General features: G+C 52.7%; 16 protein-coding genes. 2 read left to right on the top strand and 14 right to left on the bottom strand.

Translation table 11 applies throughout. The features are described from left to right. Positions 1–54 precede the first annotated feature (54 nt). The gene (locus BV405_RS08405; protein WP_086480423.1) at positions 55–1,221 is read left to right on the top strand and encodes a PP2C family protein-serine/threonine phosphatase; all 1,167 of its coding nucleotides are present in this window, start codon (positions 55–57) and stop codon (positions 1,219–1,221) included. A gap of 1 nt (position 1,222) precedes the next feature. Beyond that, entirely contained in the window at positions 1,223–1,738 is a 516-nt protein-coding gene (locus BV405_RS08400) for an STAS domain-containing protein (protein WP_086480422.1), read from the top strand. Positions 1,739–1,864: 126 nt separating this feature from the next. Here BV405_RS08400 and tal read toward each other — a convergent pair whose 3' ends face one another. The 14 genes from tal to BV405_RS08330 all read right to left on the bottom strand — a co-directional run bounded on the left by tal (position 1,865) and on the right by BV405_RS08330 (position 16,673). Further along, entirely contained in the window at positions 1,865–2,818 is a 954-nt protein-coding gene (gene tal, locus BV405_RS08395; RefSeq protein WP_086480421.1) for a transaldolase, read from the bottom strand. Between the two features lie 120 nt (positions 2,819–2,938). Next, complete coding sequence (gene dusA / locus BV405_RS08390; protein WP_086480420.1) at positions 2,939–3,964, bottom strand: tRNA dihydrouridine(20/20a) synthase DusA; 1,026 nt, start codon at positions 3,962–3,964, stop codon at positions 2,939–2,941. 184 nt (positions 3,965–4,148) lie between these two features. Next, positions 4,149–4,967 (bottom strand): endonuclease, encoded by an 819-nt coding sequence (locus BV405_RS08385; RefSeq protein WP_086480419.1) that lies wholly within the window; start codon positions 4,965–4,967, stop codon positions 4,149–4,151. 240 nt (positions 4,968–5,207) lie between these two features. Beyond that, the gene (hpaD, locus tag BV405_RS08380) at positions 5,208–6,134 is read right to left on the bottom strand and encodes a 3,4-dihydroxyphenylacetate 2,3-dioxygenase (RefSeq protein WP_086480418.1); all 927 of its coding nucleotides are present in this window, start codon (positions 6,132–6,134) and stop codon (positions 5,208–5,210) included. Positions 6,135–6,258: 124 nt separating this feature from the next. Beyond that, a complete protein-coding gene (locus BV405_RS08375; RefSeq protein ID WP_086480417.1) occupies positions 6,259–7,476 on the bottom strand; it encodes a multidrug effflux MFS transporter in 1,218 nt (405 codons plus the stop codon). Between the two features lie 33 nt (positions 7,477–7,509). Further along, positions 7,510–8,943 (bottom strand): aldehyde dehydrogenase family protein, encoded by a 1,434-nt coding sequence (locus BV405_RS08370; RefSeq protein WP_086480416.1) that lies wholly within the window; start codon positions 8,941–8,943, stop codon positions 7,510–7,512. Positions 8,944–9,082: 139 nt separating this feature from the next. Beyond that, positions 9,083–9,559 (bottom strand): GlcG/HbpS family heme-binding protein, encoded by a 477-nt coding sequence (locus BV405_RS08365; protein ID WP_086480415.1) that lies wholly within the window; start codon positions 9,557–9,559, stop codon positions 9,083–9,085. Between the two features lie 306 nt (positions 9,560–9,865). Further along, positions 9,866–10,717 (bottom strand): 3,4-dihydroxyphenylacetate 2,3-dioxygenase, encoded by an 852-nt coding sequence (hpaD, locus tag BV405_RS08360; RefSeq protein ID WP_086480414.1) that lies wholly within the window; start codon positions 10,715–10,717, stop codon positions 9,866–9,868. A gap of 319 nt (positions 10,718–11,036) precedes the next feature. Continuing rightward, positions 11,037–11,558 carry a homoprotocatechuate degradation operon regulator HpaR gene (gene hpaR, locus BV405_RS08355; protein WP_245832279.1) on the bottom strand — a complete coding sequence of 174 codons (522 nt, stop codon included), beginning with the start codon at positions 11,556–11,558 and terminating at the stop codon, positions 11,037–11,039. Next, complete coding sequence (locus tag BV405_RS08350; protein WP_086480413.1) at positions 11,548–12,873, bottom strand: hypothetical protein; 1,326 nt, start codon at positions 12,871–12,873, stop codon at positions 11,548–11,550. Before BV405_RS08350 ends, hpaR begins: the two co-directional genes overlap by 11 nt. Before the next feature lie 111 nt (positions 12,874–12,984). Then, positions 12,985–13,893 carry a 4-hydroxyphenylacetate catabolism regulatory protein HpaA gene (gene hpaA / locus BV405_RS08345; RefSeq protein WP_086480412.1) on the bottom strand — a complete coding sequence of 303 codons (909 nt, stop codon included), beginning with the start codon at positions 13,891–13,893 and terminating at the stop codon, positions 12,985–12,987. A gap of 168 nt (positions 13,894–14,061) precedes the next feature. Further along, a complete protein-coding gene (hpaI, locus tag BV405_RS08340) occupies positions 14,062–14,871 on the bottom strand; it encodes a 4-hydroxy-2-oxoheptanedioate aldolase (RefSeq protein ID WP_086480411.1) in 810 nt (269 codons plus the stop codon). Between the two features lie 95 nt (positions 14,872–14,966). Continuing rightward, positions 14,967–15,770, bottom strand: coding sequence for a 2-oxo-hept-4-ene-1,7-dioate hydratase (hpaH, locus tag BV405_RS08335; protein WP_086480410.1), 804 nt, complete (start codon positions 15,768–15,770; stop codon positions 14,967–14,969). A gap of 138 nt (positions 15,771–15,908) precedes the next feature. Further along, positions 15,909–16,673, bottom strand: a complete 765-nt coding sequence (locus tag BV405_RS08330) for a fumarylacetoacetate hydrolase family protein (protein ID WP_086480409.1) — start codon at positions 16,671–16,673, stop codon at positions 15,909–15,911. Between the last annotated feature and the right edge of the window lie 3 nt (positions 16,674–16,676).

Raw genomic sequence — 16,676 nt, 5'->3', positions numbered from 1 at the left:
CTGCTCGATTTTGAGACACAGGCAACAGGATATTGCTAAGGACACTTGGAACTTATGCTTACAACATTGCTGGATGCGGTTTATGTCTCAGGTTCATCATCTGATACATCTTCAGAACATCACGTATCCCAGAAGCTGCTTGATGCGCTGGAAACAGAGCCTTTACCTACTGAATACTCCCCTGCGAAGCTGCCGGAAGCGACCAAACTGGTGGTTTTTGAGATTAAAGCAGCAGATGATATTTTTTCTCTTGAGAACTGGTTGGTGTCCAGCCGTGATTACGCACTGGTTGTTATCGCTAATGAGGCGCTTACTGATACCCTGATCAGCGCTTTGGAAGCTGGTGCTGATGATTACATTCTCAACCCGGATCAGAATCTTAGCCTGACAACTCTGGTACTGCAGCGTGCGGTGAGCCGCAAGCAGGAGCTGCTGCAGAGTCAGCAGACCTATGATGAGCTGGAACAACTGAATCTTGAACTGATGACCAGTCTCGATCTTCTGCGCCAGGATCAACAAGCAGGGCGCTACGTTCAACAGAAGATGCTGCCGGATTCTCCCTGGAGTTTCGACCAGAACCACTTCAGTTACATGATCTGTCCTTCACTTTACCTGAGTGGCGACTTTGTTGATTACTTTCCGGTCACAGATGATCAGGTGGTCTTCTATCTGGCTGATGTTTCCGGCCACGGTGCCTCCTCTGCGTTTATCACCATTCTTCTTCGGGTGTATATCCGCCGTTACGTCAAACGGGCTCTGCGTCTTGGAGAGCCGGTTAATCCTGCCGATATCTTAAAAAGAGTGAACGGCGAGTTGCTGGAAACCGGTCTGGGTAAACACCTGACTATTTTTCTTGGTCTTTTAGATAGCAAAACCCGCCATCTGCGCTACTGTAATGGTGCGCACTTTCCTTATCCTGTGTTAGTGGATGATGAGGGCGCGCGCTATCTGGAAGGAAAGGGGATGCCTGTAGGACTTTTTGCGGATGCGACTTATGAGGAGTTTGAGTTATTGTTGCACCCGCGATACCATCTCACCCTCTTTTCAGACGGTGTGTTTGAAGTGATCAAAGAAACCTCTCTGGCGGCCAAAGAACAAGCGCTGTTAGAGATAGCAACTCAATTTGCAGGGCAACATGACGCCATGGTAGGACACTTTACCGAGTTAGGCATGCAGGACGCCCCTGACGATGTCAGCCTGTTGGCGGTATCAGGTTCTTAATATGCAAGAAGGCAAAATTCTGGTTGCGGAAAACCGGGGTGTGTACGTACTCAAATTTATGGGTGACGTGCGCTTAACACTCTGCTCAACCATAGATTCATTGCTTAAACGAATTTTTGGTGGTGAAGACCTTAAATCGGTCGTAATCGATCTGACCGAAACCGATGGCATCGACAGCACGGCTCTCGGTTTGTTGGCAAAAATTGCCGTCAACGCCAAAGAGGTAATGACCCGCAAGCCAACCATCGTCAGCACCCGTGAAGATATTACCCGTGTACTGGACAGTATGGGCTTTGAGCATTACTTCAATCTGCGCCATCAACCGATTGCACTGGACTACTCTCTGGAGGAAGCGCCTGTACTGGATGATGAATGCGCTGATAGCATCCGCCAGAAAGTGATCGATGCACACCGAACGTTGATGGGGTTAAACCCTCGCAACAAAGAAGAGTTTGAACCCGTCGTTTTTGCGCTGGAAAACTGTAAGGCAACGCCGGATCTGAAGAGTTTTCACTGATCCTAAGCCGGTTCCTCAGATAAAATTCAAAATACAGAAAAGCCCCGACATTTGCTATTAACTGAAGCAAAGTGATCCGGGGCTTTTTTGTGTCTGTTGCTAAAGCGGCGAGTTAGTTAGGCTTACTTAAAAAAGAGGCGCTAACTGGGCTTCAAGTTTGGCCTGATCCGCAGCAAACAGACGGATACCTTCTGACAGTTTTTCAGTAGCCATCGCATCCTGATTCATCTGCCAGCGGAATTCAGCTTCAGTAAGCGCTGCAGGGCGTGGCATCAGAGGCTTATTCGCTCGCAGCTTACACTCTAGTGGAGCCTCATCAGCGGCCAGTTGCTCCAGCAGTGCCGGGCTGATGGTCAGCCGGTCACAACCTGCCAACTGTTCGATCTCATCGGTATTGCGGAAGCTGGCACCCATCACAATCGTGTCGTAAGCGTGCTGCTTGTAGTAGTTGTAGATGCTCTGAACGGACAGCACACCGGGGTCTTTTGCACCGGTGAAATCCTGTTCAGGGAAAGCGGCTTTATTCCAGTCCAGAATACGACCCACAAAAGGTGAGATCAGAGTTATGCCGGCTTCGGCACAAGCCACCGCCTGAGCCTGTGAGAACAGGAGTGTCAGGTTACAGGTAATACCTTCCTGCTCAAGAATCTCCGCGGCTTTAATGCCTTCCCAGGTGGAGGCGATCTTGATCAGCACCCGTTCGCGACCTACGCCCAGCTCTTTATAGAGACCGATAAGACGGCGGGCTTTTTCAACGGTAGCTCGGGTATCAAAAGAGAGGCGGGCACTGACTTCAGTAGAGATAAAACCCGGAATGATACGGCTGATCTCAGCGCCGATGGCTACTGCAATACGGTCAACGGCGAAATCTTTTTGCTGCTCAGGGTTCGTGGTTTCCTGCTTAGCTTTCTGAACCGCTTGTTTGATCAGGTCCTGATACTCAGGCTTGTCAGCAACCTTAAGAACCAGAGAGGGATTCGTGGTTGCGTCCTGCGGTTTCAGTTGTGCGATGGCATCAATATCACCGGTGTCGGCGACGACAACGGTCATTTGACGCAGTTGTTCCAGTTTACTGGCCATAGTGAATCTTCCTGCGGTTCGTTAAGTTCTTTGTTTTTAAAGAGAATTCAACAGAACCGCAATAGCACTAAGGTGGTGCTGGTCGCATTATAGGAAGTGGGTCACAGCCTTAGGCGGCTTTTACTCGCTAAAAGCGGCATCCAGAATCGCCTGCTCAGAAACCAGCGCCATCGCCTGTTCCAGAACCTCAGGGCCTGCACCCTCTTTATAGGCATTCTCACTGATGTGACGACGGAACTTACGTCCACCCGGACAGCCCTGAAAAATCCCCAGAATATGACGGGTGATATGTCCCAGATAGGTGCCTTCCGAACATTGCTGCTCGATATACGGTAGCATCTTCGCCAAAGCTTCATGACGGCTGATGACCGGCGTATCCAGACCAAAGATCTTCTGATCAACTTCTGCCAGCAGGTAAGGGTTCTGATACGCCTCACGACCCACCATCACACCATCCACATGCTCCAGATGGGTCGTCATCTGATCGAAAGTGGTGATACCCCCGTTAATCGCAATCTCAAGCTCCGGATAAGCCTGCTTCATACGGTAAACCAGATCATAATCCAGCGGCGGAACTTCACGGTTTTGCTTAGGGCTTAAGCCTTCCAGCCACGCCTTACGGGCGTGCAGAGTAAAGCTTTTGCAGCCTGCTGCGGCAACCGTCTCAATAAACTGCGGCAGGGTTTCTTCAGGGTTCTGCTCATCGATACCGATGCGGCATTTCACCGTTACCTCAACCTCAGTGGCTGCCTGCATGGCAGAGATGCATTCCGCTACCAGATCCGCATGGCCCATCAGGCAAGCGCCAATCATGTTGTTCTGTACACGATCACTCGGGCAGCCCACATTCAGATTGATCTCGTCGTAACCGAATTCTGTCGCCTTTACACTGCACTTGGCCAAGTCTTCCGGGTTACTGCCACCCAGCTGAAGCGCGATAGGATGCTCTTCATCGTTGTATGCCAGAAAACGATCCGGATCCTTACCGAACAGAATCGCACCGGTTGTCACCATCTCGGTGTACAGCAGGGCTTCTTTGGAGAGCAAACGCGCAAAGTAGCGATAGTGCCTGTCAGTCCAGTCCATCATAGGGGCAACGGAAAAACGACGGTGCTTCTGAATAGCGGTAGTAGGCGTAAAAGGCATATCGGCAGGATTCTTTGTAAAGGCTGAATGGTCTGAATACGGTAAAACGAAAGCGGCGGATTATAGCGGAAAAATGCGTAGGCCGCACAGGTTGGCGGCCACTGTTTATAGTCGTTCCAATGATGGATTGGATCGACTCACACTACTGATACTTTCTTCGGGAATTGGAACTGATACGGCTTACCTACCGACAAAGCGCCTCGCACGGCACGCCATCTTTATCCCGATCCAACCTTTCATTCCCACAGGCCAATGCCGCCTGCGCCTGTTCGCAGCTGGTCATTCGGCTGCAAGTTTTAGGCAGTTCATCACAGCTGAGTTGTGATGGGCGTGTTGGGCTTGCAACAGGCAGCTTCGCACCCTGCAGCTTTTCGATCCGGCGTTTGCGTTCACGCTCCCAATCCGATTCCGGATCCTGTCGGTTCCAGGCTTCCAGTAGTTGTCGTTGTTGGCGGCTGATCTGCAGACCGTAGGTATCTCGCATATAGAAGTAGATGCGGGCGATATCGCCACGGACATTCTCCGGTGGCTCGGCGGTTTTGCCTTTGAAATCCACTTCAAAGTCACAGCGGCCATAGGCGCGGGGTTCACCGGGAATCATTCCAAACTTGTAGTTACTGCGATCGCCATTCAGCTCACCTACTGCTGGAACCAGATTCATCAGGTCGGCCTCCATGGCTGCAAACTTAGGATCATTACGGGTGCAGTTTTTGCGGCCACCGTTCTGCCAGCACTGCAGTTGATGACCAAAGTGCCACGCCGGTACCACATGCTCCCATTCAATGCGGGAGCCACGGTTGGCGTTTTTACGGGGTGAATAGCCGCAACTCTCCCAGTCGGGCACCAGTTTTTTCCCTTCGCGGCGATACTCGCAGCCACAGTAAAAGCTGGTTTCCTGACCCTGATAGACCTTTACGGCATCTTTTTTAGCAGCAGAAAAGTTGGGGGCGGCAATAGCAGACAATGACAGCACAAGGCTGGCACAGAAGAAAAGGAATCTCATGGTTTGCTCCTAAGCGGAGAGATTCCTTTCCCAAGGCATGATTCAGTACTAAATTGATACTAAAGGATAATTTATAACCTTTTGAAATCAAAGAGCTTGTTAGCTTTGAGAGGCGTTGGATTATGGTTTTGCAGCTGTAATAATCTCATTGCGAGATTTCATTCAGGAGTCTGGATAGACTTTGAATAATGGGATAAACGCCCTTACCTTCAGGGAAGGGCGTTTATGGTAAGAGAAAACTTAAACCCGGCTCTCACCATAAGTCAGTTCAGCCTGTTTGGAAGCCTGTGGCGCTGGCACTTTACTGCCATCCTGTGGTGTCACCGGGAATACGCAGTTGATCTGGCCGGTGCCGGAGCTACCAAAGTAAGGGGTGAGGACTTCGGCTTTGCCGTCATACCCTGACCAGCCCAGTGCGCCCAGCAGCATGGCGGTGTCGTGCATCATGCCTTCGCCGTGGCCTTTAATGGCATATTCCGGCAGCATGGTGCAGAACTTATCCCACTCGGCGTTTTCCCACATTTTAACCACTTCGTGATCCAGTGTTTCCAGCATTGGGCTCCACACTTTATCGGAGAAGTCCGGTGCCTGACCGTTCTGAGCAAAGCGGTGAGAGAGAGAGCCGGAGGCCAGAATCGCTACTGTGCCATCGTAGTGTTTTTCGATCGCTTCACGCATCGCCCAACCCAGACGGGCGCTGTCGTTCAGGTAGTGAACGGTACACAGAGCCGATACCGAGATCACTTTAAAGTGGTTGTCCTGATTCATATAGCGCATCGGCACCAGCGTACCGTACTCAGGAGCCAGTGTGGTGCCGTCATGGGCTAGCGTCTCCACACCCTGTTCGTTACACACCTTCGCCAGCAGATTACCCAGCTCAGGGTTGCCGTTCAGGTCGTACTCCATGTTGCTGATAAAGTGCGGCAGCTCGCCACTGGTGTAGTTGCCTTCCCAGTGCTCGGCGCAGTTGATGTGATAACCGGAGTTCACCAGCCAGTGGGTATCAAATACCACGATGGTATCCACGCCCAGCTCGCGGCAGCGGCGGCCAATCTCGATATGACCATCAATCGCAGCCTGACGGCAGCCTTTGCGCGGGCCATCCAGTTCGGACAGATACATGGACGGTACGTGAGTGATTTTGGCAGCTAGTGCAAGTTTTCCCATTGTTATTATCCTCTTGGGTTTTGCCGGGCATCGGTTGCAGTGAGATGCCGTTTAAAAAGTACTGTCAGGGTTGGTCGTTTAACGTCTTGGATTGCTTTTTAAGATGTTAGCTAAGGTATTCGTCTTAGGTATTCATTTGGGCGCTGATCTTCTGACGCCGTCTGCGCCAGGAATAACTGTGGCAGCAGATGGCGAGCATCGGTGCTGCCAGAATGCAGCTCATCAGTACCACTAAACCTTGCTGCATAAGCCAGGGTGTGACCTGAGCCATGACGCCTCCGGTCAGCAGTTGAATAAAGCCCATCAGGCCGGATGCGGTTCCGGCTGAACCTGTCGCACAAGCAATCGCGCCGGATTGCGCATTGGGCTGGCTGAAGCCACGGCCAAAGGTCACCAGCGCCATAGGTAAAAATAGGGTGGTCAGGCTGAGCTGGCTTTCCAGCGCAAACATCAGCAGCAGGCCAGCTCCCACAAGGGAAAGGCCATTACCCAGCATCACCATGCGATCAATATTCAGCCATTTGGCCATGCGGGTAGAGAGAAAACTGCCTGCCATAAAGGCGAGGGAAACCGTCAGAAACCAGCTGCCGAACTGGGCAGAGTTGCCCCCCAACTGATCCACGACAATATAGGGAGAGCTGCCGACAAACATATAAAAAGCGGTGGCGATAAAGGTGGTGGAGAGGGCGTAACCGAGATATTCCGATGAGGTGAGTACACTGCCGTATTGACCCAGTACCCGACCCAGTCGCAGGTTATCGCTTTTCTGTTCGCAGGTTTCCGGTAGCCATTTGAAAGTGGCAGCCATAACGGTAGTGCCGATCACAATCGGCAGCACCAGTGTCGCATTCCAGCCATACCAGAGGTTAAGAAAGCCTCCCAGCGTTGGCGCAATGGACTGAGCGATAGCGATCGCCATCACCATATAGCCCATCTTTCCGGCGGCACCCTGTCGGCCATAAAGATCGACAATCACAGTACGTGCCAGCGACATAGCGGTACTGCCGCCTAACGCCTGCAGCACACGACCGGCTACCAGAAAGGTAATATCCTGAGCGACTGCCGCCAGCGCACTGCCAATCACGTGCAGGGCAAGGCCCCAGAGCAGTACCGGACGACGGCCAAAAAAGTCGGCCAAAGGGCCGGAGATCAGCTGACCCACCGCCAGCATCAACAGATAACTGGTGAAGGTCAGCTGGATGGTGTTGATATCAACACCCAGAGAGCGGGCAGCATCCGGCATCGCCGGCACGAACAGGTTCAGTGCCAGCGGGCTGGTCAGCGCCATGGCTGACAAGAGTGTCATCAGGGAAGATGACGGATGAATGGATGCTGCTTTCATTAAGGCTCTCTGTTGGTCACAGTTTTAAACCGCTTACGGGTTTGGATTACGCAGAACCATCAGGCGGATCTCAGTCATATCCTCGATGGCATAGCGGATACCTTCACGGCCGATACCGGAATCTTTCACGCCGCCATAGGGCATGTGATCCACGCGCCAGGACGGTACGTCACCGATGACAACACCGCCGACTTCCAGCTCATCCCAGGCTTTCTGTGCTTTGTAGATATCCTTGGTGAAGATACCGGCCTGCAGGCCAAAGTCAGAGTTGTTCACCTCTTTCAGCGCGGCATCGTAATCGCTGAACTTGGACAGAATCGCCACAGGGCCGAAGGCTTCCTGACAGCTGACATCCATCTCAGGGGAAACGCCTTCCAGCAGGGTTGCTTCCAGCATAGCGCCGTTGCAGTTACCACCGGCCAGCACCTTAGCACCACCTGCTTTTGCGGCTTCCACCCAACCGTGCAGACGGGCGGCTTCTTTCTCGGAGATCATAGGGCCGATAAAGGTGTTTTCATCCGCAGGATCACCATGAACCAGAGCACCAACTGCCTTGATCAGGCGCTCGCGGGCTTCATCGTACAGGCTTTCGTGCACCATGATGCGCTGAACCGAGATGCAGCTCTGACCAGACTGGTAGTAAGCACCAAATACGATACGGGCAACCGCATCTTCAAGGTCGGTGCCTTCATCAACGATACAGGCTGCGTTGCCGCCCAGTTCCAGTACCACAGGTTTCTTACCGGCTTTCGCTTTCAGGTTCCAGCCAACCTCCGGAGAACCGGTAAAGCTCAGCAGCTTCAGACGGTCGTCAGTGGTGAACAGATCAGCACCATCACGGTGACACGGCAGAATAGAGAAAGCACCTTTTGGCAGATCGGTTTCCGCCAGCACTTCACCAATAATCAGCGCGCCGATTGGCGTCAGGGAAGCGGGTTTCAGAATAAAGGGGCAACCGGCTGCAATCGCAGGAGCAACCTTGTGTGCCGCCAGATTCAGTGGGAAGTTAAATGGCGAAATAAAGGAGCAAGGACCGATTGGCACGCGCTTCCACTGACCGCTGTAGCCGTTGGCGCGCGGGCTGATATCCATAGGGATCACTTCACCGTAGATGCGGGTGGCTTCTTCGGCCGCAATCTTGAAGGTATCGATCAGGCGGGTCACTTCGCCACGGGCATCTTTGATCGGCTTACCAGCTTCGATACACAGCGCCTGAGCCAGCTCTTCAAAGCGTTCCTGAAAGCGTTTTACGCAGTATTCCAGAATCTGCTGGCGCTTAAACGCTGGCATCTTGCGCATCGCATCGCTGGCTTCGTTGGCAGCAGCGATAGCGCGATCAATGGCATCAACATCTGCCATGGCAACGCGGGTTGCGATCTCACCGGTGTACTTGTTGGTTACTGCCAGATCCTGATTGGGTGTCACCGGCTCGTTGGCCAGATAGTAAGGGTAGCTTGCCTGTAGCATTTGCTGGGCTCCGTAGTCGTCGTTTTGTTTTTCTGTTTTAAAAGCGGATTAACGCGTTTTTTAATATTTTTTTATAGTTTGGAAATAGGAAACGGGTCGGGCGTGTTGTTAGCGAACCTTCAAAGAGGCGCGCAGGATATCAAATGCCTAAAGCGGCAATGGCGGCTTCAGCGCACTCAATATCCTGATGGACAGCGCCACCGGAGACTCCGACAGCACCTACGAGCAAACTCGAAGAGGTCAGGGAACCTGTGCTGCCGGAGTCTTTACCTGTGTCATCAGCCGGAACATTAACCGGCAGGCCGCCACCAAGCATGGTGAATCGATCCTGCTGCCCAAGGGCTTGCTGAACCTTGGGCTGACTGGCGAGGCGTTCATCCCACTCATGGGTAGCGCGATTGAAACTGACGGCGGTGTAGGCCTTGTCTTCAGCGAGACTGGCTGAAAGCAAAGGTGCGCCGTTCATACGAATACTGGCGAGGGTGATGCCCTGGGGGCCGACAACGGAGATACAGACTTTGATGCCCAGTTGCTCTGCTTTCTGTTTAGCAGCCTGAAGCATGGAGAGAGCGGAGTCGGTGCTCAGCTCATGCAGTGTTTGAAGCGAAAGAGTCATGCGTTTTGCTCTCGTTATCGTTGCTAGTGTTTTTAGTTATCAGTGCTTTGTTATTTTCTTTATTCAGAGCTTTGGGGTGTTCTGCTACCGGCCGATGATTCCCATCTTGCCCACTGGATAGCCTTTTCGCTGCTTATGCAGTCGTTATTTCGTTCTGTTTATTCTTTTAATTTAAGCTCAGATCGTTGCAGTAAATCGGAGCAGGTGCCTGTCGCTGAGGCGTTTTGCCTGATCATCCTTCTTTGAGAATGTTTGGATTCAGGGCTTATGTCTCAGGCCCAGGTTTCAGGTCTGAGGAGTGTTCGCTTACAGGTGGAACTGAACATTGGTTTGGCCGGTGCCGGAGCTTTCAAAGTATGGGGTCAGCACTTCTGCTTTACCGTCGTACTTATCCCAACCCAGTGCGCCAAACAGCATCGCGGTGTCGTGCATACCACCTTCGCCGGCACATTGCAGCGCGTAATCCGGCAGCATCTTCAGGAAAGTGCCGTATTCTCCTTGCGCCCACAGATCCATCACCCGCAGATCCACCTGCTTGTTAAACTCTTTGGAGATGGTGAAGGTGCCGTTGTTGGCTGCGTAGAGTTCGTTTTCCCAGATTTTGTGGGACAGAGAACCGGATGCCAGCAGCATCACTTTGCTGTCACTTTCACGGATCGCTTCAGCAATCGCTTCACCCAGCTTGCGGGAATCGTTCAGGTTGTGAACCGTGCACCAGGCCGCAATGGATACCACTTTGAACTCGCCTTCCGGATCCATAAAGTGCAGAGGAACCAGAGTGCCGTATTCCAGATCAAGCGTTGGCACCTGATGAGACAGGGTGTGAACACCTTTCTCGGTAGCGCGTGCTGCAATCGCATCACCCAGATCAGGATTGCCCGGATGCTTGTATTCCATGTTCTGGATAAAGTGCGGGAATTCGTGGCTGGTATAAACACCTTCGAACAGCTCGTTGCTGTTAACGTGGAAACCAGCGTTTACCAGCCAGTGAGTATCCAGTACCACAACGGTATCAACGCCAGCGGCACGGGCGCGACGACCCAGTTCACGGTGGCCTTCAATGGCAGGTTCGCGGCAGCCCTCCAGAGCACCGGGCTGTTGGGAAAGCAGCATGGTGGGTACGTGCGTCACCTTAGCGGCAATAGTAATTTCACCCATCTTCTTCACCTTTTCTTGTTCTAAGTGGTTTTAGTGGCAGAGCCTGCCTCAGGTATTCCTGATCCTTCACTTGGCTCTGTTGTCTCGTCTTGCCGGCCCCTGAACCGTAAACACATAACAAGCTGTACCGTGGCTCGATACTGAGCGAAACGGATAAAGTTAATATGTTAAGTAAAAATATAGATAACATGTTAACTATTGTCAACGCAGGATGCGGTCTTTGGGGTAGTTTTCTATTGAGACAGGTCAGGGTTTCGTTGGGGGCTGAAGTGAGAACAGCCCCATAGGGGCTGCTTTCAGGTGTCGCCTGGACGAATGATCAGGGCTCGAGATTGATAATCTCGCTCAGCAGTTCATTCAGCTGCTGGAGTTTCTCTTTCGAGATCTGGTTAGTGAGATCACCGTAGCGGCCTTCCAGACGGGGGCTGAGTTCTTTGAACAGCTCTTTGGCCTGATCGGTCAGGCTAATCAGAACACGACGTTGATCCTCGGTGGACTTGCGGCGCTTCAGGTGGCCCTGGCTTTCCAGTCGGTTGATGATACCGGTCAGGCTGGGGCTGAGAATGCAGCACAGCTCTGCCAGCTGTTTGGATTCCAGCTCTTCATATTCATTCAGCGCCCGGATCACCCGCCACTGCTGTTCCGTCAGCCCCGCTTCCTGAAGAATCGGCCGGAAGAACGACATGGTCGTTTCACGGGCTTTCAGCAGTTTCAGCGGGATCGAATCGTTAAACTTACGCATCTGATCAAATTTCCGTTGCAGGCTCTCGGCCTGATCAGCCTCATGTTCCTGCGTATCGGCAGTAGTGGCTGTATTGTATTTTTTGGGCTCAGCGAACACCGTTGGCCTCCATGGTAAAGAGGATGGCGGTGCCAAAGAGCAGCATGATTATAGAGTAGGGCATATTGTCCCGAAGCATGGCTCGATTGGGAACCTTAAATTGATTATGAATAATGATATTGACCCCGCTGAACAGAGAACCGGACATTGCCAGTGATACGCCCATCATGTAGGCGATCGCCATCTGGTTCGGGGTAACGGTGTTGTGTGCCATAAGACCGGCAAAAATAGCCACCAGCGCGAACTGGTGAATGCCAAGGCAGGAGATGGCAAAAATCAGCAGCATCACCAGAGACGCCACCAGCGCACTGGTATCGCCAAAAGGTGAGCTGATAAGCCCGGCTGCAATGCAGGTTTTCACCCCGGCAGCCAGAAAGCCCGCCGCCAGAAAGAGAGAGATCTCAGGACGGGTGTTGGGCAGTTGCTCGGTGATGTGATTCTGAACTTTCTCACTGGTTTCAGTCGCACCTTTCAGCAGCAGAATCCAGAGCAGAGGTACGGCCACCGCAACTGTTGAGATGATCACCAGCATCGGCAGATCCGGCAGTAGCTGATGGACTAAAAGCAGTGTCGCAATCAGCAGCACCGGCAGCGCCAGCGAGGAAAGAGTAATCGGATAACCCTGATAGGACGTGAGATCGTCACGGTTGCGGATACGGGCTTCGATCAGGGTTACTGCAAAACCGAAGGCCACAATCGCCAGTGCCCAAGGGTAAACCTTACCCATCTCAACCCCGGGCACCAGTTCCAGCACCAGCGGAATCATACTCAGGAAGGGCGACCAGAAAACCGCCAGGGAAAAGCCGCGGGTCAGTAATCGATATGAGAGTGGATTCAGTTGCGCGCCATTGCTCTGGTTCTGCCGAACCTGATCGCCAAACAGAAACAGGGAGGAGAAGTTCGCCACCGAAGAGAAAAGGTGCATACCGCCGAGGGTGGCCGCAAAGCTCTTCATGCCACGGGTTTTGCCACCGGCATGAACCTTGGTCGCCAACCGGATAAAGCTGACGGCGGTAAGCAGCATCGCCAGTTTTATATGTTCATCCAGCAGGCCAAACAGATCCAGCTCGCCGGTCTCCCACCATGCCCAAACTCCGAAAGCACTGCCTGCTGCCATCAGGGCGACAACCGGCGTGCGCTGCTTTTTGGTCAGGCGGGTAAATTCAACCCCGATAAACAACCACACCAACGCCGTCGCCGCCAGACGGGTATCTGCCAGCTGCAGCGTATCCGTCAGGGTCAGCGCCCAGGTCAGAACCAGCAAAATACCGGTAGGAAAACTCCGGCTTTTTAACGTGGTGGTTGCGGTGGTCAAAATCAAAATCTCATTAACATATTAAGTATTTGTTTAGTCTAACCGATTTTTCGGGGAATGTAAGGCTTCTGCGGGGATTTGTAGGGATACAAAGTGTTTTCGGGCGGAAAGCTACAGTGAACTCTGCAGACGGAAGTCTTTCGGGGTCAGGCCGGTTTGCTTGCGGAAGAAGCGTGAGAAGTAGGAGGGGTCGGTAAAGCCCAGCTCAAAGCCGATATCGTTAATGCTGAGGTTGGAGTAGCGCAGCATACGTTTGCTTTCCTGCAGGACGCGCTCATGAATCAGTTTTTTCGGCGGACAGTTGGCGACCCGCTGGCAGATATGATTCAGGCGGCTTTCGGATACGCCGATGGTGGAGCAGTATTTGCTCAGCGGCCAGCGATTACGGAACTCTTTTTCCAGCAGCTCGGAGAAGCGGCGGAACTGTCGCAGCTCTTCACTGGCAACAGTCTGGGTTTCGGTCTTCTCCGGTGCAAGGCGCATCATCTGTAGTAGCAGGAGGCGCACGATGCTTTCAAGAGCAAAGTTCTTGTCGCTATGTTCGTCCTGCCATTCATCCTGCAGAGCTTCAAAGCTGTGTTCCAGTCGGTGCCAGAGTTTCAGCTGATCTTCGCTTAACAGACGTTTTTCAATGCAGATGGGGCGGATATGTTCGCTGTCCAGCTGGTTGTTCTGGCTGTCGCTGAGCAGATACCAGATCAGTGACTGGTGCACGGTCAGCACGTAGCCGGTAATACCCGGCTGGGTCATAAAGGAGTGGGGGATCGCAGGTGGTGTCAGGAATACGCAGGCACCTTCGCAGTTGTAAACCGCTTCATCGATATAGAAGTGGCTTTTGCCGCCATGAATAAAGTGAATCTGCAGAAACTGGGCGTGCAGATGCACTGGCATATCACGACCAAAGAAATCCGCCATGCGCCCCAGTACATCAAAGTGGATGGAGGCTTCGGCAAAGTGCTGGTCGTAATCCTGACCGATAACAATGTTGGGGATCCATTCGTCGTTATGGTTTACCGGCATGGGGCTTCAATCTGCTGACAAATCGTTGGTTATCACTGACAAGCATAACCTAGCCTGTCTTGGGCGAAGAAAAAACACCCGGTCTTTTTCGGGGTGGAGAAAAAGCACCGGGTTCAGCAAGAGGCATCTCTTTATTTCAGTTTCTGCTTGTGTCTCAGCACAGATCTATCAGTAAACGGAGCCTTTCTCTGCTTTTGGCGCTTCGATATTGGCTTTGAACTTTGCAGCCAGATCGTTGGAAGACTTCATCAGCAGGCCGGTATCCGTACCGACACCAACAAAGAGCGCACCCAGTTCGATATAACGCTGAGCCAGAGCCTGATCAGCAATCAGAATACCCGGCGCTTTACCGGCAGCAACGATCTTGGCGATGCTCTCTTCGATCACCTTCTGTACTTCCGGATGACCCGGATTACCGATATAGCCCATAGAGGCGCTCAGGTCAGACGGGCCAATAAAGACGCCATCGACACCTTCGGTAGTCAGAATGGCATCCAGATTCTCAACGCCTTTCGGGGTTTCGATCTGAATCAGTACGCAGATTTCGTCATTGGCGGTCTGCAGATATTCAGGCATACGGTTGAAACCGGAAGCACGCGCCAGAGCGCTGCCCACACCACGAATGCCCTGCGGCGGATAGCGGGTTGCAGCAACCACATCCGCTGCCTGTTCACCGGTTTCTACCATAGGTGCCAGAATGGTCTGTGCGCCTAAATCCAGAATCTGCTTGATGCGAACGGCATCCGGCCATGGCGGACGCACAATCGGATGTGACGGATAAGGCGCAATCGCCTGTAGCTGACCCAGAATGGTTTGCAGGTCGTTTGGAGCGTGTTCGGCATCGATCAGCAGCCAGTCAAAACCGGCACCGGCCAGCAGTTCTGCGGTGTAGCTGTTTGCCAGACCCAGCCAAAGGCCGATCTGCGCGGTATCACCCTGTTTCAGGGCTTGCTTAAAGGTATTGGTTGGAGCAGGCATGGTGTTCTCCTGAAATCCGGCTTCCGCACAGTGCAGCTAGCCGCATGTGCTGAAAGCCAGATGGAAAGTTAATCGCGGGACGTTCTGGTGGATGCTTATTTAAAGAAGCAGCTGATGCTACCCAGAGGGCCGTAATCCACCTGGAAGGTATCACCTTTGCGTGCCGCAACCGGACGGGTGAAAGAACCACCCAGAATGATCTGACCTGGCTCCAGTGTGATGCCGTATGGGTGCAGACGGTTTGCCAGCCATGCCACGCCGTTTGCCGGGTGATTAAGTACGCCAGCGGCAACGCCGGTCTCTTCGATCACGCCATTACGGTACATCATGGCGGATACCCAACGCAGATCCATCTCGGATGGTTTGATCGGACGACCACCCATGATGATGCCGCCGTTGGCTGCGTTATCAGCGATGGTGTCGAATACTTTACGTGGACGACCGGATTCAGGGTCGATGGACTGAGAGCGGGCATCGATCAGTTCCAGTGCCGGAATCACGTAATCGGTGGCGTTGTAAACATCAAAGATGGTGCAGTTCGGGCCGGACAGAGGCTTCTTCAGAATGAAAGCCAGTTCCACTTCGATACGGGGCACGATAAAGCGATCGGTCGGGATATCACCGGCATCTTCAAACAGCATATCGTCCAGTAGGGTACCGTAGTCCGGCTCATCAATTTGGGATGACATCTGCATGGCGCGGGAGGTCAGGCCGATTTTATGGCCGATGATCTTACGGCCTTCCGCCAGTTTGAGTTTCAGCCACTCGCTCTGAATCTTATAAGCGTCAGGAATGGTAATCTCAGGGTATTGCAGGGAGATCTGACGAATCTGTTTACGGTCTTTTTCAGCCTGATGCAGCTGTGCCGCGCAATCTTTAATAATCTCTTCGGAAAGCATCTTGATAGTCCTGTGTGCGAACCGCCGGCTGTCCTTCTGAGATCTGCTTAACGTCTGTTCAGTCAGACCGGCCAGCGGTTTTTTTATTCTTGTTGTGTTTCTGCTTGTGGCTGAAACGGTGTTTCAGCCACAGGCGGATCAGCCCAGAGTTTTCAGGTAGTCGTCTTCGCTGATGATGTGGTTCACCAGACGGCCTACGCCTTCAACTTCCGTCACAATCTCGTCACCCGGCTTCACATCTGCCAGACCTTCCGGCGTACCGGTAAAGATCATATCGCCCGGTTCCAGGGTCATGATGTTGCTCAGGTATTCCACCAGATAAGGAATGTTGAATACCAGATCCGAGGTGTTGCCTTCCTGCTTCAGTTCACCGTTGATATAGGTGCGCAGGGTCAGGTTGTGCGGATCAGCAACTTCGTTAGCATCAACGATGTAAGGGCCAACCGGCGTACAGGTATCACGGCTCTTAACCCGCAGGTTAGGGCGGTAGTAGTTTTCCAGATAGTCACGGATCGCGTAGTCGTTACCTACGGTGTAGCCGCCGATGTAATCCATCGCGTCTTCACGGGAAACGTTTTTCGCGGTTTTACCGATGATGGCGACCAGTTCGCACTCGTAGTGCATGTAGTCAATGCCGTCCGGACGGTAGGTGTTTTTGTTGTGACCCAGCAGCGTGTTTGGCGCTTTCAGGAACACCAGAGGCTCATCCGGAGCTTTGAAAGACAGCTCGGCAGCGTGGTCGGCATAGTTAATCGCCAGAACAAAGATCTTGCCGTCGCAAGGTGGCTGCCAGTCAGCATCTGCCTGAGCAATAACAGTACCGTCAGCCAGAACAGCATCCAGATTGTCGTTAACGGTTACGTTGGTCAGTTCACCGTTTAAAAGAATTCGTGCGCGTTTCATGGT

Source organism: Oceanospirillum sanctuarii (assembly GCF_002150805.1).
GTDB classification, from domain to species: domain Bacteria; phylum Pseudomonadota; class Gammaproteobacteria; order Pseudomonadales; family Halomonadaceae; genus Oceanospirillum; species Oceanospirillum sanctuarii.
The sequence above is the reverse complement of the archived record's forward strand: the minus strand, read 5'-3'. Positions and strand labels throughout refer to the sequence as shown.

What these genes read in the sequence shown, in the direction of transcription:
- hpaI (WP_086480411.1), bottom strand. Translation starts at nt 14,871, where the DNA reads ATGCCTGCTCCAACCAATACCTTTAAGCAAGCCCTGAAACAGGGTGAT.
- hpaD (WP_086480418.1), bottom strand. Translation starts at nt 6,134, where the DNA reads ATGGGAAAACTTGCACTAGCTGCCAAAATCACTCACGTACCGTCCATG.
- hpaH (WP_086480410.1), bottom strand. Translation starts at nt 15,770, where the DNA reads ATGCTTTCCGAAGAGATTATTAAAGATTGCGCGGCACAGCTGCATCAG.
- BV405_RS08385 (WP_086480419.1), bottom strand. Translation starts at nt 4,967, where the DNA reads ATGAGATTCCTTTTCTTCTGTGCCAGCCTTGTGCTGTCATTGTCTGCT.
- BV405_RS08400 (WP_086480422.1), top strand. Translation starts at nt 1,223, where the DNA reads ATGCAAGAAGGCAAAATTCTGGTTGCGGAAAACCGGGGTGTGTACGTA.
- tal (WP_086480421.1), bottom strand. Translation starts at nt 2,818, where the DNA reads ATGGCCAGTAAACTGGAACAACTGCGTCAAATGACCGTTGTCGTCGCC.
- BV405_RS08330 (WP_086480409.1), bottom strand. Translation starts at nt 16,673, where the DNA reads ATGAAACGCGCACGAATTCTTTTAAACGGTGAACTGACCAACGTAACC.
- BV405_RS08375 (WP_086480417.1), bottom strand. Translation starts at nt 7,476, where the DNA reads ATGAAAGCAGCATCCATTCATCCGTCATCTTCCCTGATGACACTCTTG.
- BV405_RS08365 (WP_086480415.1), bottom strand. Translation starts at nt 9,559, where the DNA reads ATGACTCTTTCGCTTCAAACACTGCATGAGCTGAGCACCGACTCCGCT.
- BV405_RS08370 (WP_086480416.1), bottom strand. Translation starts at nt 8,943, where the DNA reads ATGCTACAGGCAAGCTACCCTTACTATCTGGCCAACGAGCCGGTGACA.
- hpaD (WP_086480414.1), bottom strand. Translation starts at nt 10,717, where the DNA reads ATGGGTGAAATTACTATTGCCGCTAAGGTGACGCACGTACCCACCATG.
- dusA (WP_086480420.1), bottom strand. Translation starts at nt 3,964, where the DNA reads ATGCCTTTTACGCCTACTACCGCTATTCAGAAGCACCGTCGTTTTTCC.
- BV405_RS08405 (WP_086480423.1), top strand. Translation starts at nt 55, where the DNA reads ATGCTTACAACATTGCTGGATGCGGTTTATGTCTCAGGTTCATCATCT.
- hpaA (WP_086480412.1), bottom strand. Translation starts at nt 13,893, where the DNA reads ATGCCGGTAAACCATAACGACGAATGGATCCCCAACATTGTTATCGGT.